The 16672-nt window shown below is 68.8% G+C and carries 10 protein-coding genes; 3 read left to right on the top strand and 7 right to left on the bottom strand.

What is annotated here, in order from left to right; translation table 11 throughout:
* Nucleotides 1-102: 102 nt before the first annotated feature.
* Both murJ and OG432_RS16760 read right to left on the bottom strand, forming a co-directional pair.
* Nucleotides 103-2271 carry a murein biosynthesis integral membrane protein MurJ gene (murJ, locus tag OG432_RS16765; RefSeq protein ID WP_328311740.1) on the bottom strand — a complete coding sequence of 723 codons (2169 nt, stop codon included), beginning with the start codon at nucleotides 2269-2271 and terminating at the stop codon, nucleotides 103-105.
* A gap of 44 nt (nucleotides 2272-2315) precedes the next feature.
* Complete coding sequence (locus OG432_RS16760) at nucleotides 2316-4634, bottom strand: DUF6049 family protein (protein ID WP_328311738.1); 2319 nt, start codon at nucleotides 4632-4634, stop codon at nucleotides 2316-2318.
* Between the two features lie 217 nt (nucleotides 4635-4851).
* Here OG432_RS16760 and OG432_RS16755 point away from each other — a divergent pair, with 217 nt between their 5' ends.
* Nucleotides 4852-6294: a CCA tRNA nucleotidyltransferase gene (locus OG432_RS16755; RefSeq protein ID WP_328311737.1), complete on the top strand. Its 1443-nt coding sequence runs from the start codon at nucleotides 4852-4854 to the stop codon at nucleotides 6292-6294.
* A gap of 124 nt (nucleotides 6295-6418) precedes the next feature.
* Here the strand turns inward: OG432_RS16755 and OG432_RS16750 are convergent, their stop codons facing one another.
* From OG432_RS16750 to OG432_RS16740, 3 genes are all read right to left on the bottom strand, one after another.
* Entirely contained in the window at nucleotides 6419-7690 is a 1272-nt protein-coding gene (locus tag OG432_RS16750; protein ID WP_328311736.1) for an MFS transporter, read from the bottom strand.
* An 83-nt stretch (nucleotides 7691-7773) separates the two neighbouring features.
* Nucleotides 7774-8856 carry an inositol-3-phosphate synthase gene (locus OG432_RS16745; protein WP_328311735.1) on the bottom strand — a complete coding sequence of 361 codons (1083 nt, stop codon included), beginning with the start codon at nucleotides 8854-8856 and terminating at the stop codon, nucleotides 7774-7776.
* Nucleotides 8857-8906: 50 nt separating this feature from the next.
* A complete protein-coding gene (locus tag OG432_RS16740; RefSeq protein ID WP_328311734.1) occupies nucleotides 8907-9590 on the bottom strand; it encodes a PadR family transcriptional regulator in 684 nt (227 codons plus the stop codon).
* Nucleotides 9591-9965: 375 nt separating this feature from the next.
* Between OG432_RS16740 and OG432_RS16735 the strand changes: the two genes are divergently transcribed.
* Together OG432_RS16735 and OG432_RS16730 are read left to right on the top strand one after the other, a co-directional pair.
* Entirely contained in the window at nucleotides 9966-12659 is a 2694-nt protein-coding gene (locus tag OG432_RS16735; RefSeq protein WP_328311733.1) for a transglycosylase domain-containing protein, read from the top strand.
* A 135-nt stretch (nucleotides 12660-12794) separates the two neighbouring features.
* Nucleotides 12795-14303, top strand: a complete 1509-nt coding sequence (locus OG432_RS16730) for a glycosyltransferase family 87 protein (protein ID WP_328311732.1) — start codon at nucleotides 12795-12797, stop codon at nucleotides 14301-14303.
* An 89-nt stretch (nucleotides 14304-14392) separates the two neighbouring features.
* Here the strand turns inward: OG432_RS16730 and OG432_RS16725 are convergent, their stop codons facing one another.
* Complete coding sequence (locus tag OG432_RS16725; protein WP_328311731.1) at nucleotides 14393-15424, bottom strand: alanine racemase; 1032 nt, start codon at nucleotides 15422-15424, stop codon at nucleotides 14393-14395.
* 66 nt (nucleotides 15425-15490) lie between these two features.
* A complete protein-coding gene (locus OG432_RS16720; RefSeq protein ID WP_328311730.1) occupies nucleotides 15491-16609 on the bottom strand; it encodes a lipid II:glycine glycyltransferase FemX in 1119 nt (372 codons plus the stop codon).
* Nucleotides 16610-16672: the final 63 nt, after the last annotated feature.

Genomic DNA, 16672 nt, shown 5'->3' with positions numbered 1-16672 from the left:
CGTGCTGTAGGCCAGCCATGCAAAGTCATGCCAATTGTGCCCACAGTCCAGCACTATGCACGACACGCGGTGGCCGACGATGGTTGTGCGCCGGCCCCGGTCTCAGCGGCCGAGCCGCCCGCGCACCATTCCGACCATGGCGTTGAGCTCTTCGATGCGCATGCGCTTGGCCGCGACGAAGAAGACTCCCATCAGTACGCCGCCACCGGCGACCAGGGCCACGACCGATCCTCCCGCGCCCTCGCCCAGGAACTTCAGCAGGCCGAAGCCGACCGCGCCGCCCACCACCGCGGCCGGAACCGCGGCGAGGCACAGACGGGCGTACGTACGCAGGACGTGTGCGCCGTCCAGGTCGCCGCCCAGCCGGTTGCGGAGCCGGCGCCACGCCACTCCGACACCCACGGCGTAGGCAAGCCCGTACGCGGCGGCCATCCCGACGACCGCCCACCGGGCGGGCAGCACGACGTAGCAGGCGGCCGAGACCGCGGCGTTGACGGCTGCCACGATGACCGTGTTGTAGAACGGCGTGCGGGTGTCCTCGTACGCGTAGAACCCGCGCAGGACGACGTACTGCACCGAGTACGGGATCAGGCCGAGCGCGAACGCCATCAGGATGAAGCCCATGGACTGGGCGGCCTGGATGCCGCTCGACGCGTACAGCAGGGTGCACATGGGGACGCCGAGCGCCAGGAACGCGAACGCGACCGGCACGATGGCGACCGCCGAGTTGCGCAGGCCCTGGGAGATGTCGTCGCGGACCGCGCCCGGGTCGTTGTCGTGCGCGGCACGCGAGATCCGCGGGAGCAGCGCGGCCATGACCGAGACGGTGATGATGGCCTGCGGCATGCCCCAGATCAGCTGGGCGTTGGAGTAGGCGAGGAAGCCTGCGCCGTCACGCCCCGACTGCTTGCCCGCCGCGGTGGCGAGCCGGGTGACGACGATGACGCCGGCCTGGTTGGCGAGCACGAACATGACGGTCCACTTGGCGAGCTTGACCGTCTTGCCGAGCCCGTGGCCCTTCCAGTCGAAACGGGGCCGGAAGCGGAACCCGGTCTCGCGAAGGTAGGGGAGCATCGCCAGGGCCTGCACCACGAGACCGAGCAGGGTGCCGATGCCGAGCAGCCGGACGCCGTCGTGCGGGATGGTCTGGACGCCCATGCGGGACTCGGCGGAAGTGCCGTAGACCCAGATGAACAGACCGAACGTGCAGATCATCACGATGTTGTTGAGGACCGGGGTCCACATCATCGCGCCGAACTTGCCGCGGGCGTTCAGGATCTGCCCCATCACCACGTGCACGCCCATGAAGAAGATCGTGGGCAGGCAGTAGCGGGCGAACGTCACGGCGACGCTGTTGGCGGCCGCGTCGTTGCCGATGGTGGGCGACATCAGCTGGATCAGCAGCGGGGCCCCGATGACCGCCAGGGCGACGATGGTGCCGAGCGCCACCATGACGAGCGTCAGAAGGCGGTTGGCGTAGGCCTCACCGCCGTCCTCGTCGTCCTTCATGGAGCGCACCAGCTGGGGCACGAACACCGAGTTGAGGCCACCGCCGACGGTGAGGATGTAGATCATCGTCGGCAGGGTCAGGGCGATGGTGAACGTGTCGCCGAGCAGGGCGGCGCCCAGCGCCGCGGTGATCACCAGGCTGCGTACGAAGCCCGTGAGCCGTGACACCAGGGTGCCGGCCGCCATGACGGCGCTGGACTTCATCAGGCTGGAGGCACGGCCGCCCGACGCGCGGGGCGGCGCGGGTACCGGCTCGGGACCTGCGGGCGCCGTGGGCGGGCCCGCCTGCTGCTGGTCCCGGTAGAGATGGGCGAAGGCGTCCTGCTCGGGCAGCTCCTCACCCGCCTGCGTGACCAGGTCGTCGAGACCCACGAACTGGGTGGTCCGGGCGTCGTCGCCGTAAGGCAGATGGCGCGAGGGCCCCTCCGGCTCGGGTGGCGGCGTCTGCGCCCAGATGCGCGGGTCGGGCGCGTACTGCTGAGCGGTCGGCTGCTGATAGAGCGGCGGCTGCTCCGCATAGGTGCCCGGGGGCGGCGGCGGGTGCGCCGCACGATCGTAGAGCGCCTCGGTCACCGGGTCCTGGGCGGACAGATCCTGCGACCGGTACGGGTCGTAGGCGTAGGCGTCCTGGACGTACGGATCAGGCGCGGACTGCGGTGGCGGGACCTGGCCCTGCTGGGCGGGTGCCGGGGGCATGCCCCCGGAGGGCGCGGCACCACTGCCGGTGCCCTGCCCACGGTCACCGTCGTACGGCGCGTTCATGGTTACCCCACCTCATCGTCCCCGGCCGACGGCCACGACATAGCTCAATGGTCCACTTTCTCACCCGGGCCGGGTGAGGCCCCGCTTTCCGGACCGGTGTCCGGTGTCGGGTCACTCGGCTGCCCGGGATCGGCGTCCGCTGAACCGTTCGGCGTGCCGGGGCCGTCGTCGCCCTCGGGCTCCTCGCGCGCCGTGGAGCGCTTGCGGTGGGTGTACATCCTGATGCCGGCGAGCACCAGGAGCAGGACACCGCCGGCGATGACCAGCATCACCGTCGGAGTGATCTCGGAGACCTGGACGGTGAACTCCATCGGGTCACCGTACGGCGTGCCGTCCTCGGTGTAGAGCCGCGCGGTCACGGGGACGGGGCCGTTGGCGTTGGCGATGGCGGTGAACTTGACCGACTGGCTGCGGTCTCCGTCCACCTTCACCGGCTGTTCGCCGATCGCGGCGCCGTCCTCGCCCAGCTGGAGACGGGTGGGGCTCTTCGGCTGGATCCTCAGCACCAGGTGGCCGACGCCCTGCACCAGCTTGTTCTGCACGGTGACGGCGATGGTCGCGCTGCGGCCCGACATGGTCGCGGTCGATTTCTGGATCAGATGGACCTGGTTGGCGAGACCGTCCAGATAGAGCTGGACCCCGGACCGGTACTTCTGCGCGTTGTCCGCGTCGCCGCGCCAGGACGCCGACATCTCCCGGTTGATGGCGTTGCCGAACGGCGTCACCACGCGGTCGGGCGCGGCCAGGATCACCTTGAACCTCTCCAGGGTGCCCTGGGTGTCCTTCATGTCCTGGAAGGCGTCGGCCGGCAGTTCCTGGCGGCGCAGCGCATCGGGGTACGCGCTCGCGCCGGGCACCCTCGTGGTGGCCCCGGGGTCGGGCTTGGCCGTGGCCGCTGCGGACAGGTCGAGCGGCTGGGTCCAGCGCTGGGAATCGAGCGCGTGCAGCGCGGCGGCCATCGTCTGGGCCTGGCTGACGGACGGCATGCGCTGGGGGGCGACCACGATGCTGCGCTGCTTGTCGGGGTCCTGCTGCGTGATCGCGAGGGTCTGTGCGAGGAAGTCCTGCACGGAGAGGGTCGAGGCATCGGCCATGGACAGATCGCCCTGGAACGCCGTGGAGAGTCCGGCGTCGGCCACGATGGCGCCGGCGCCGCCGCCGATCGGTCTGACCGCTGTGGGCGCGTACGGCAGGGAGTCCCGCAGACTGTCGCTGCGTGCGATCACGTTGTGGGCGCCGGCCGATGTGGCCACGTCGACGATCGACGGGTCGACGGCGCCGTCCACGGGCCACGCGTAGTCGACCGACGGGGTCACGTGCAGGATCGTGTCGATGGTCTTCTGCGCGACCTCGGTGGCGCTCTGGAGGTGGCCGAGGGAGCCGGGAACGTCCCTGCCGTGGTGGGCGAGCGAGGCGAGATCGGGATCGGCGAAGGGCAGCGCGACGACCTTCTCGCCCTGGACGGCGGCCTCGAGAGCGCTCAGCCACGCCTTGGCCACGTCCTGGCCGGTCCCGTTGACCAGGTTGTCCCCGACCTTGATCTTGTAGTTGCGGGTCATCGCGTCGACGGTGGCCAGCAGGTCGGGGTCGATGACCCAGGTCACGGGCAGCTGCTTGCCGAGCGAGACCATCTGGTTGAGCCTGCCGCCGGGGCCGATGTCCCTCGCCAGGGAGTCGTCGGCGAAGACGGGCGTCTGCTGGGCGTCCGAACCCGTCTGGGCGGTGAGGTGGGTCGACGAGATCAGCGGCCACAGGAAAGTGAGCTGGCTCTTCTTGCCCTCGGTGGCCTCCGGCTGCCACGGCAGGAAGGTGCGCTGGATACCGAGCACCCGTTCGACCTGGCGGCCGGAGGTCTGGCCGGACACGGAGACACCGAGCGGGTAGACGCCGTCCTCGCCGAGGCCCAGCTTGGAGACCGGCACGGAGAGCGTGAAGTCCTGGCTGATCCCGGCGTCCAGCCTTGCGAACTTGGCCGTGGGGCCGTCACCGAGCTCCGCCGCGTCGACACCCGGCACGTAGCCCTTGTGGCCTGCCGTCTCGTCGATCGCGCTGCGCCCGGAGAGCTTGGACCCCACCCGGAGCCCCACATGGGCGCCGGTGACGGCCTGCTTGCCCGTGTTGGTCACCGTTCCGGAGATCGTCAGCGTGTCGCTCTTGACGGGGGCCTGTGGGGTCATCGAGTCGAGCGACACTTGCACACCCTGCCCCGCAGCGGGCTCTCCGGCCGCGTGCGCCGGCGAGACGGCCGTGGCGGACAGCAGGCCGGCGAGCAGCGGGGCGCCGACGAGCAGCGCCGCCGTGCGGCGCAGCCACCGGCGGGCAGGAGAGGGGGACATCCCCTGGGAAACTGCCGCCTCGGCCACGCGCTCGCCCGTCCCTCGATGTCGTCGCTTTCGGTTGCTGCGTCCACGCATGGTAACGATGCGGACTGTGGCGAAGTGCCGCGGTCTGCTCCACATGATCGGAAGAGTGCCGTACCGACGGGCGGGCACGACTACCGGGGTCCGTCCCCCGTGTGCTCACCGGGCCCCCGATAAAGGGGGACGACCCGGTCGGCCGGGCCACGTACCCTTTTCTGTTGTGCCGAACGCCAACGAAGACAATCCCAGTGCACTGAGCCAGGTGCAGCGCCGCGCGGTGAGCGAACTGCTTCGAGTCTCCCCAGTCGCGGACGATCTCGCCGTCCGATTCGAGGAGGCGGGCTTCTCGCTCGCCCTGGTCGGCGGCTCGGTCCGGGACGCGCTGCTCGGGCGGCTCGGCAACGACCTGGACTTCACCACCGATGCCCGCCCCGAGGACGTACTGAAGATCGTGCGGCCCTGGGCGGACGCGGTCTGGGAGGTCGGGATCGCCTTCGGCACGGTCGGCTGCCAGAAGGACGGCTATCTCATCGAGGTGACGACGTACCGCTCCGAGGCGTACGACCGGACCTCGCGCAAGCCCGAGGTGTCCTACGGCGACTCCATCGAGCAGGACCTGGTGCGCCGTGACTTCACCGTCAACGCCATGGCGGTGGCGCTGCCGCAGAAGGAGTTCGTCGACCCGTACGGCGGTCTCGAAGACCTGGCCGCGCGGGTCCTGCGCACGCCTGGGACGCCCGAGGAGTCCTTCTCCGACGACCCGCTCCGGATGATGCGCGCGGCGCGTTTCGCCGCCCAGCTGGACTTCGAGGTGGCTCCCGAGGTCGTCGCGGCCATGACGGACATGTCGGGACGCATCGAGATCGTCTCCGCGGAGCGGGTGCGGGACGAGCTGAACAAACTGCTGCTCGCGGCGCACCCGAAGAAGGGGCTGCGGCTCCTCGTCGACACCGGGCTCGCCGACCACGTCCTGCCGGAGCTGCCGGCCCTCCGGCTGGAGAGTGACGAACACCACCGGCACAAGGACGTCTACGAGCACTCGCTGATCGTCCTCGACCAGGCGATCGACCTGGAGCAGGACGGCCCGGATCTGGTGCTGCGGCTGGCCGCGCTGCTGCACGACATCGGCAAGCCGAGGACGCGGCGGTTCGAGTCGGACGGCCGGGTCTCCTTCCACCACCACGAGGTGGTCGGCGCGAAGATGACCAAGAAGCGGATGAGCGCGCTGAAGTACTCGAACGACATGGTCAAGGACGTGTCACAGCTCGTGGAGCTGCATCTGCGCTTCCACGGCTACGGCACGGGCGAGTGGACCGACTCCGCGGTGCGGCGGTACGTGCGCGACGCGGGACCGCTCCTCGACCGGCTGCACAAGCTCACCCGCTCGGACTGCACCACACGTAACAAGCGCAAGGCGAATGCGCTGTCACGGGCCTACGACGGCCTTGAGGACCGGATCGCGGAGCTTCAGCAGCAGGAGGAGCTGGATTCGATCCGACCCGATCTGGACGGCAACCAGATCATGGAGATCCTGGGCGTCGGGCCGGGCCCCGCGATCGGGCAGGCCTACAAGCACCTGCTGGAACTGCGTCTGGAGAACGGCCCCATGGAGCACGACGCGGCGGTCGCGGCACTGAAGGAGTGGTGGGCGGCGCAGGACTGAGGCCGTGTTTCACGTGAAACGGTGTTTCACGTGAAACACGACGGCCCCGGGGCCATGACGGAGGGCGGTGTTTCACGTGAAACACCGCCCTCCGTCCACTCCTGGCTGGATCGCCGCCCGCGCCTCAAGGCACGCGCGCGAGCGAAAAGCGGCTCATGAGTACGGCCACCCCCGCATAGATGAGGGACACCGTGAGGACGAGGGACGCCGAGCGGCCGTCCGCGGGGAGCATCAGAGCGGCGACCGCGGCCGCACCGACGAACGCGATGTTGAACAGCACGTCGTAGAGCGAGAAGATCCGGCCCCGGAACGCGTCGTCCACCGTCGACTGGATCACCGTGTCCGTGGTGATCTTCGCGCCCTGCGTGACGAGGCCCAGGACGAAGGCTGCGGCGATCATGGGGGCAGGGGAGAACGGCAGGCCGAGTGCCGGTTCGAGTACCGCGGCGGCCGCGGCGCACACCAAGATCCACTGGTACTGGCCGAGCCGGGTCACCGCCCACGGGGTGACCAGGGCCGCTACGAAGAAGCCCGATCCCGAGACGCCCACGGCGAGCCCGAGCAGGGCGAGCCCATCGGTCCCCCCGCCCGGCCCCTTGGCCCAGGCGTACCGGCAGAGCATCAGCAGCATCACCGTCAGCGCGCCGTAGCAGAACCGCATCAGCGTCATCGCGGTGAGAACCCGCGCGGCGGACCTGCGCTCGTTCAGGTGCCGCACGCCGTCGGTGAGTCCGCGTGCCGTGGAGCGGAGCACGGCCGCGAGGCCCGGCCGGACCGTCGTGGGGTCGGGTCCGAGCAGCCCGGCCGGCAGGCGCAGGGAGGCCAGGGACGCGCAGAGATAGAGGACCGCGCCCAGGAGGACGGTCGCGGCATCCGCGTCGATCACGAGACGCAGGGCGAAGGCCAGCCCGCCACCCGCCGTGGCGGCCAGCGTTCCTGCGGTCGGGGAGAGAGAGTTGGCCATCACGAGCCGCTCGTCGTCGACCACCCGGGGCAAGGACGCCGAGAGGCCGGCGAGGACGAAGCGGTTGACGGCCGTCACGGCGAGCGCGGAGGCGTAGAAGAGCCAGTCGGGAACGTGCCCGAGGACGAGCAGTGCCGTGCAACCTGCCAGAGCGGTGCGCAGCAGGTTCCCGTAGAGGAAGACCTGCCGTCGGCGCCAGCGGTCGAGCAGGACGCCCGCGAAGGGCCCGACGAGTGAGTACGGAAGAAGCAGAACCGCCATGGCGGAGGCGATCGCGCCGGGCGAGGCCTGTTTCTCGGGGGAGAAGACGACGTACGTGGCGAGGGCTACCTGGTAGACGCCGTCCGCTGCCTGGGACAGCAGCCGCACCGCCAGCAGGTGCCGGAAGTGCTTCAGGCGCAGGAGCACGCGTAGATCACGTACGACGGGCATGGAAGCAAGCGTCACATACCCGAAGGGTCCCTGTGCGCACCTGGCGCACAGGGACCCTTCGGCAGTCCTCAGAAGCGCGAGCTCTAGCGCTCGACCTCGCCCTTGATGAACTTCTCGACGTTGGCGTAGGCCTCGTCGTCGAAGTACTGCACCGGCGGGGACTTCATGAAGTAGCTCGACGCCGACAGGATCGGGCCGCCGATACCGCGGTCCTTGGCGATCTTCGCGGCACGCAGGGCGTCGATGATGACACCCGCGGAGTTCGGGGAGTCCCAGACCTCGAGCTTGTACTCGAGGTTCAGCGGAACGTCGCCGAAGGCGCGGCCCTCGAGGCGCACGTACGCCCACTTGCGGTCGTCCAGCCATGCCACGTAGTCCGACGGGCCGATGTGGACGTTCTTCTCGCCCAGGTCGCGGTCGGGGATCTGCGAGGTGACGGCCTGGGTCTTGGAGATCTTCTTGGACTCCAGGCGGTCGCGCTCCAGCATGTTCTTGAAGTCCATGTTGCCGCCGACGTTGAGCTGCATGGTGCGCTCAAGACGGACACCGCGGTCCTCGAACAGCTTGGCCATCACGCGGTGCGTGATGGTGGCGCCGACCTGCGACTTGATGTCGTCGCCGACGATCGGGACGCCCGCCTCGGTGAACTTGTCCGCCCACTCCTTGGTGCCGGCGATGAAGACCGGGAGAGCGTTGACGAACGCGACCTTGGCGTCGATGGCGCACTGCGCGTAGAACTTCGCAGCGTCCTCGGAGCCGACCGGCAGGTAGCAGACGAGAACGTCGACCTGCTTGTCCTTGAGGATCTGGACCACATCGACGGGGGCCTCGGGGGACTCCTCGATGGTCATGCGGTAGTACTTGCCGAGACCGTCCAGGGTGTGGCCGCGCTGGACCGTGACGCCCTTGTTCGGGACGTCGCAGATCTTGATGGTGTTGTTCTCGCTGGCGCCGATGGCGTCCGAGAGGTCGAGGCCGACCTTCTTGGCGTCGACGTCGAACGCGGCGACGAACTCCACGTCACCGACGTGGTACTCGCCGAACTGGACGTGCATGAGACCCGGGACCTTGGCGGCCGGATCGGCGTCCTTGTAGTACTCGACGCCCTGCACCAGCGAGGCGGCGCAGTTGCCCACGCCGACGATGGCTACGCGAACCGAACCCATTCCGGTTGCTCCCTGTTCGATCTTTTCGAAGTCCTGCGTGCGCAGGGCCTTCAGTTGGCGGTGTCCTCGGACGGATCCGGCCGGGTGCTGTCCCGGTGCCGGGGCAGGCCGCCCGTCTCTCCTGATGTGTGGTCCTGCTGAGCGGAGCCGGTGGCGGGGCCGGATCGCTGATCCCGTCCCGCCCGCTCGCTCTCGATGAGCTCGTTCAGCCAGCGCACTTCGCGCTCCACGGACTCCATGCCGTGGCGCTGCAGCTCAAGCGTGTAGTCGTCCAGGCGCTCGCGCGTACGGGCCAGGGAGGCGCGCATCTTCTCGAGACGCTCCTCCAGCCGGCTACGGCGCCCTTCCAGCACGCGCATCCGCACCTCTCGCTCCGTCTGGCCGAAGAAGGCGAAACGGGCGGCGAAGTGCTCGTCCTCCCAGGTGTCGGGGCCGGTGTGGGAGAGCAGCTCCTCGAAGTGCTCCTTACCTTCCGCCGTCAACCGGTAGACGATCTTGGCGCGGCGCCCTGCGAGTGAAGCGGCGAGCGCTTCCTCGGGCGCGCTGCCCGGCTCCTCGATCAACCAGCCATTGGTGACCAGCGTCTTGAGGCAGGGGTAGAGGGTCCCGTAACTGAAGGCCCGGAAGATCCCCAGCGAGGTGTTGAGCCGCTTGCGCAGCTCGTAACCGTGCATCGGGGCCTCGCGGAGCAGGCCGAGTACGGCGAATTCGAGGATGCCGGAGCGCCTGCTCATCCTTCGCCTCCTCGGCTGTCGGGGACCTTTATGCCGTGCTGATGTATCGACTCGATACATCAGCACGATAGGGCGGTGCGGCGGTTGCGGCAAGGGGGGCCATGGTGAACGGCGTCACATCCTGGATTCACAGGCAGCAAGTTGCCTGATTTGGGGTGAACTTCGGCCCTAAGGAGGTTTTGACCGTGCGTAGTCTGTGCGCCATGCAGATCACTGTGTGCCGAGTGACGTCAGGGGGCGTCGGCGTGTTCAGCGTCATCGGCACACGGGCTGCAGCGCGGCGTCGTCCCTCGCGGGGCGGCCGGGCGCACCGGGGGGACAGGAACTCAGCTGCCGTTTCCAGGCGCTCTCGCCTGCCCGAGGAGTAGTCGTTCGATGAGCGAGCACCGTCGCAAACCGCCGCAGCCTCAAGGCGGTGGGCGTGCCGCGGCCCGGCGCGCCGCGCAGCAGCCCTCCGGCCGCAGGGGGGCCAGGCCGGCGGCCGGTTCCCCGGGCCCATCGGCCCACTCACTGTCCGGATCGTACGGGTCGACGTCCACCCCTCGTGAAGAGGAGGAGCCGGCCTACAGCGGCCGGGCCGAGGCCCGCAGGGCCCAGCGGGGCGGCGGCCGCCGACGGGCCCCGGACGTGGCAGGCCCTCCCCGAGGCCCGGGACGCCGGACGGCCTCTCCCGGCCGGCCGGGAAAGAAGCGGTTCGTCGACTACCCGCGCTTCGGCAGGCAGGGGTGGCGCCGCTGGGTGCCCTCCTGGAAGCTCGTCAGCGCCTGCTGCCTGGGCTGCTTCGGCCTGCTGATCGCCTTCGTCGGGGCGGCCTACTACATGGTGGCCATCCCCGACGTCGCTCAGGCGGCGAAGGCACAGAACAACGTCTACTACTGGGCCGACGGGTCGCAGATGGTCGCCACCGGCGGCGAGGTCAACCGCCAGATCATCCCGTACGAGCAGATCCCGTCGGCGATGCGGTACGCCGTCATCTCCGCGGAGAACAAGACCTTCGAGACGGACAGCGGTGTCGACCCCCAGGGCATCGCCCGCGCCCTGCTGAACATGGCCAAGGGCGGCCAGACGCAGGGCGGTTCGACCATCACGCAGCAGTACGTGAAGAACGCCCAGCTCAACGACCAGTCGCAGACCATCACCCGCAAGTTCAAAGAGCTCTTCATCTCCATCAAGGTCGGTGCGACCAAGCAGAAGAGCGAAATCATGGCCGGGTATCTGAACACCGCCTACTACGGGCGTGGTGCCTACGGTCTGCAGGCCGCGGCCCGCACGTACTACGGCAAGGACGCCAAGAACCTCGACCCGAGCCAGTGCGCCTTCCTCGCCTCGCTCCTCAAGGGCGCGACCTACTTCGACCCGGCCGGCGCCCCCGAGATCGACCCGGCGGCCACCGCGGAGCAGAACACCAAGAACGCCACCGAGCGCTGGACCTGGATCCTCGACCAAGAGGTCAAGGACAAGCACATGACCCAGGCCGAACGCGACAAGTACCGCCTCTTCCCGATGCCCGACAAGCCGAAGAAGGGCGCCAACCTGAGCGGGCAGATCGGCTATCTGGTCTCCCTCGCCCAGGCGTCCGCGAAGAACAGCAACCCGGACATGAACCTGGCCCAGGGCGGCTACCAGATCTACACGACCTTCGACAAGAAGAAGGTCCAGGAGATGGAGGGCGTGGTCAAGAAGGTCCGGGACAAGAACATCGACCCCAAGAAGCGGCCGGACGTGGACACGTTCGTCCAGTTCGGCGCCGCTTCGGTTGAGGTGAAGACCGGGGCGATCGTGGCCATCTACGGCGGTGACGACGCGACCAAGCACTTCACCAACAACGCCGACGAAACCGGCGCCCAGGTCGGCTCGACCTTCAAGCCGTTCGTCCTGGCGGCCGGCATGGAGTACGGAAAGCGCGATCCGAACAAGCCCGCCTCACAGAGCGACTCGTCCCGGACGCCCGTCTCGCCGGACAGCATCTACAGCGGCAAGAACAAGCTGAAGATCAAGAACTATGACGGGACCGTCTGGAAGGACGAGAACGGCAACGAATGGCTGCAGACCAACGACGGTAACGAGTCGTACAACCCGCCGAGCTACGCCATCGACCTGCGCTACGCGATGCAGGAATCGGTGAACACCCCGTATGTCCAGCTCGGTATGGATGTCGGCACCGACAAGGTCAAGCAGGCCGCCATGGCGGCGGGGCTGCGTGACAGCAAGACCAGCATGGCCTCCTCCAGCGTGCCGTCGTTCTCGATCGGCACGTCGTCGCCCAGTGCGATCCGCATGGCCGGCGCGTACGCCACCTTCGCCGCCAGCGGTACCCAGCGCGACCCGTTCTCCGTGACCAAGGTGCTGAAGAACGGGAACGTCATCTACAAGCACGAGGACCAGGCGAAGAGCGCCTTCCCGGCCGCCGTGGCCAACAACGTCACGGATGTCCTGAAGACCGTGGTCGACAAGGGAACGGGAACCAACGCCAAGCTCAGCGGGCGCCAGGTGGCGGGCAAGACCGGTACCACCGACGGCAACCGGTCGGCGTGGTTCGTCGGCTACACCCCGCAGTACTCGACCGCCGTCGGCATGTACCGCCTCGACGACAACGAGACCAGCAAGAAGCGCGAGTTCCTGAAGATGTTCGGGACGGGCGGCCAGGAGAAGATCCATGGCGCGTCCTTCCCGTCGACCATCTGGCACGACTACATGCAACAAGCCCTCGGCGGCTCCCCCGCCGTCCCCTTCCCGGCCCCCGAGAAGATCGGCGACAAGGTCTACGGCGGCGGCATGTCGCCCAGCCCCACCCCGGTAGCGACCCCGAGCACCCCGCCCTCGCCGTCCCCGTCCATCAAGCCGTCCCACACCCCGCCGTCGATGTCCCCCTCCCCGAGCCCCAGCAGCTCGTGCAGTCGGTGGGACTGGACCTGTAGCGACCCCACGGGCGGTGCCGATACGGGCCCGACGAATGGTGGGACGAACGGAGGGCCGACCCCCAGTCCGACGCCCAGCAGAACCAAGCCCGGTGGCGGGCCCGGCGGAGCCGGACCCGGCGGCTGGTTCGGAGGAACCAACGGCGGGTAGGCCGGCCGGCTGAGGAACGGGGGGTGGTGTTTCACGTGAAACACCACCCCCCGTTTCACGTGAAACGCCGGCCGTGTTTCACGTGAAACACGGCCGCTCCCCGTATCCACAGCGGTGTACGGCAGGATGTCGGGCATGACGAGCGAGACGAGCCCCCGTGCGTACGAGGACCGGCGCGGAGACTCCGCCGAACCCGTCGTGCATCCCACGGAACAGGACGAGGTCGCGGCCGCGGGCAGTCAGCTGATCGGTGGCCCGCTCGGCCGATGGGCCAGGCCCGGCCGCCATTGGCTCACCCCCGTGAGAGTCGTGGTGCTCGTCGCGATCGGGATGTTCGCCCTCGGGATGGCACAGAAACTGCCCTGCTACGACTGGGCCTGGTTCCGGGGCGCCAATTCGCAGTACACGCACGCCTGCTATTCGGACATCCCGCACCTGTACTCGCTTCGCGGGTTCGCCGACAACCTGGTGCCGTACTTCGACCGGCTCAACGGCGACATGAACTACCTCGAGTACCCGGTGCTGACGGGCCTGTTCATGGAGGTCGCCTCCTGGCTGACGCCGGGCAGCGGCGACATGCAGCATCGCGAGCAGATGTACTGGATGGCCAACGCGGGGATGCTGATGGTCTGCACGGCCGTCATCGCCGTCTGTGTCGCCCGCACCCACCGCCGTCGCCCCTGGGACGCCCTCCTGGTCGCCCTGGCCCCCGCGTTCGCGCTCACGGCCACCATCAACTGGGACCTCTTCGCCGTCGCGCTCACCGCGGCCGCCCTGCTGATGTGGTCGCGCAGCCGGCCGCTCGCGTTCGGCATCCTGATCGGCCTGGCGACCGCCGCGAAGCTCTACCCCGTGCTGATCCTTGGGCCGCTGCTCGTCCTGTGCTGGCGCGCCGGGAAATGGCGCGAGTTCGGGGCCGCGGCGTTGGGCGCCGGAGGTGCCTGGCTGGTCGTGAACCTGCCGGTGATGATGCTCGCGCCCGAGGGGTGGAAGAAGTTCTACACCTTCAGCCAGGAGCGGTCCGTCGACTTCGGGTCGTTCTGGCTGATCATTTCGCAGCGTACGGGCAAGGGTCTGGACACCGACATGGTGAACACCCTGGCCATGCTCCTCATGGTGCTCGCCTGCGCCGGAATCACGGTGCTCACGCTCACCGCGCCGCGCCGGCCGCGCCTCGCACAGCTCGCCTTCCTGGTCGTCGCCGCGTTCATCCTCACCAACAAGGTCTACTCGCCCCAGTACGTTCTGTGGCTGATCCCGCTGGCCGCGCTCGCCAGGCCGCGCTGGCGGGACTTCCTCATCTGGCAGGCCGGCGAAGTCATGTACTTCCTGGGGATCTGGCTGTATCTCGCGTACACGATGAGCGGCGAGAAGCACCAGGGACTGCCGCCCGAGGGCTACCAACTTGCCATCGCGGTACACCTGTTGACCACGCTGTATCTGTGCGCCGTGGTGGTGCGCGACATCCTGATGCCGGACCGGGACGTCGTGCGCCGCGACGGCTCGGACGATCCGTCCGGTGGCGTACTCGACCGGGCCGAGGACGTCTTCGTGGTGGGCCACGCGGCGCATCCCCCGCGCCACGCGGCCATGCTCGACGAAGGCCCCCGGGTCGAATGGGGAACGCGAACCCCCGCCTCCTAGACGGTCGTTGGACGGACTCGGGCCCCTGACCGACGGCGGCTGTCGTCGGTCAGGGGCCCGAAGTTCGAAAGGCGGGCGAGCTGTCCCGCCTAGCGCTCGATGAGGCGGTCGAACTGCGTGGTCGTGTGGCGCAGGTGAGCCACCAACTCGTCGCCCACGTGAGGCTCCTGCGCATCCGACGGCACGAACAGGATGGACACCTGCATGTGCGGCGGCTCCGCGAACCAACGCTGCTTGCCCGCCCAGACGAAGGGCGACAGATTGCGGTTGACGGTGGCGAGGCCGGCCCGTGCGACGCCCTTGGCCCGCGGCATCACACCGTGCAGGGCCTTCGGGGCCTCAAGGCCCACGCCGTGAGAGGTGCCGCCCGCGACCACGACGAGCCAGCCGTCCGAAGCGACCTTCTGCTGGCGGTAGCCGAACCGGTCGCCCTTGGTGACCCGGGTGACATCGAGGACGGAGCCCCGGTACTCGGTCGCCTCGTGGTCGCCGAGCCACAGCCGCGTGCCGATGCGGGCGCGGAACCGGGTCTGCGGGAACTGCTGCTGCAGCCGGGCCTGCTCCTCGGCCCGCAGATGGCTGACGAACATGGTGTGCAGCGGAAGACGGGCCGCGCGCAGCCGATCCATCCACGCGATGACCTCCTCGACGGCGTCCGAGCCGTCGGTCCGGTCGAGCGGGAGGTGCAGCGCGAAGCCTTCGAGCCGTACGTCTTCGATGGCGGAGCGGAGCATGCCGAGCTCCTCCTCCTTCACGCCGTGGCGCTTCATCGAGCTCATGCACTCGATGACCACGCGGGCGCCCACCAGGGCGTGGACCCCGTCCACCGACGAGACCGAGCGGATGACCCGGTCGGGCAGCGGCACCGGCTCCTCGCCGCGCCGGAACGGCGTCAGGACGAGCAGATCGCCGCTGAACCAGTCCTTGATCTTGGCGGCTTCGTACGTCGTGCCGACCGCCAGGATGTCCGAGCCGGAGCGTGACACCTCGTCCGCGAGCCGCTCATGGCCGAAGCCGTAGCCATTGCCCTTGCAGACCGGGACGATGCCCGGGAACTGGTCGATCACGGACTTCTGGTGCGCCCGCCAGCGAGCGGAGTCGACATAGAGGGTGAGCGCCATGGCCGTCCGGACCTTTCTGATGGCTGCGATGTGTCGCAGGTACGAGGAACGAGGTTACGCAACCGGTCAGCGGCGCGACATATACATGTCCAGCGCCTTGTGGAGCAGCTTGTTGAGCGGGAAGTCCCACTCGCCGAGGTACTCGGCCGCCTCACCACCAGTGCCCACCTTGAACTGGATCAGACCGAAGAGGTGGTCGGTCTCGTCCAGGGAGTCGGAAATGCCGCGCAGATCGTAGACGGTCGCGCCCATCGCGTAGGCGTCACGGAGCATGCGCCACTGCATCGCGTTGGAGGGGCGCACCTCGCGGCCGATGTTGTCGGAGGCGCCGTAGGAGTACCAGACGTGCCCACCGACGACGAGCATCGTCGCGGCGGAGAGGTTCACTCCGTTGTGGCGCGCGAAGTAGAGCCGCATCCGGTTGGGGTCCTCGGAGTTGAGGACCGTCCACATGCGCTGGAAGTACGACAGGGGGCGCGGCCGGAAGTGGTCGCGCACCGCGGTGATCTCGTACAGGCGCTGCCACTCGGCGAGGTCTTCGTAGCCGCCCTGCACGACCTCGACGCCGGCCTTCTCGGCCTTCTTGATGTTGCGGCGCCACAGCTGGTTGAAGCCCTTGAGGACGTCGTCGAGGGAGCGGTTGGCCAGCGGCACCTGGAAGACGTAGCGCGGCTGGACGTCGCCGAATCCGGCACCGCCGTCCTCGCCCTGCTGCCAGCCCATCTTGCGCAGCCGGTCGGCGACTTCGAAGGCGCGCGCCTCGATGTGGGTGGCCTCGACGTCGCGCAGACGCTTCACATCGGGGTCCTGGATACCGGACTTGATGGCCGCGGAGTCCCAGCGGCGGATGACGACCGGCGGGCCCATCTTCACCGAGAACGCGCCCTGCTGCTTGAGGTGGGCGAGCATCGGCTTCAGCCACTCGTCCAGGTTGGGCGCGTACCAGTTGATGACCGGGCCCTCGGGCAGATACGCCAAGTAGCGCTTGACCTTGGGGAGCTGACGGTAGAGGACGAGGCCGGCGCCCACGAGCTGGCCGCTCTTGTCGAACCAGCCGAGGCTCTCCGAGCGCCACTCCGTCTTGACGTCAGCCCACGCCGGGACCTGGCAGTGGCTCGCCGCGGGCAGGCTCTGGATGTACGCCAGATGCTGCTCACGGCTGATGGTCCTCAGGGTCAGGCTCATGCGGGGCGCTCCTCGGCAGGTGTGTCCCCATGGGGTCAGGGGCTCCGGCTCTCGTGCCGAAGC

The sequence above is a fragment of the Streptomyces sp. NBC_00442 genome (assembly GCF_036014195.1).
Taxonomy (GTDB): Bacteria; Actinomycetota; Actinomycetes; order Streptomycetales; family Streptomycetaceae; genus Streptomyces.
Note: the sequence above shows the minus strand (reverse complement) of the source record. Positions and strands in the feature narration are given on the sequence as shown.

Coding starts and splice junctions, on each gene's coding strand:
- murJ (WP_328311740.1), bottom strand. CDS start 2,271: ATGAACGCGCCGTACGACGGTGACCGTGGGCAGGGCACCGGCAGTGGT.
- OG432_RS16730 (WP_328311732.1), top strand. CDS start 12,795: ATGACGAGCGAGACGAGCCCCCGTGCGTACGAGGACCGGCGCGGAGAC.
- OG432_RS16725 (WP_328311731.1), bottom strand. CDS start 15,424: ATGGCGCTCACCCTCTATGTCGACTCCGCTCGCTGGCGGGCGCACCAG.
- OG432_RS16745 (WP_328311735.1), bottom strand. CDS start 8,856: ATGGGTTCGGTTCGCGTAGCCATCGTCGGCGTGGGCAACTGCGCCGCC.
- OG432_RS16735 (WP_328311733.1), top strand. CDS start 9,966: ATGAGCGAGCACCGTCGCAAACCGCCGCAGCCTCAAGGCGGTGGGCGT.
- OG432_RS16720 (WP_328311730.1), bottom strand. CDS start 16,609: ATGAGCCTGACCCTGAGGACCATCAGCCGTGAGCAGCATCTGGCGTAC.
- OG432_RS16750 (WP_328311736.1), bottom strand. CDS start 7,690: ATGCCCGTCGTACGTGATCTACGCGTGCTCCTGCGCCTGAAGCACTTC.
- OG432_RS16740 (WP_328311734.1), bottom strand. CDS start 9,590: ATGAGCAGGCGCTCCGGCATCCTCGAATTCGCCGTACTCGGCCTGCTC.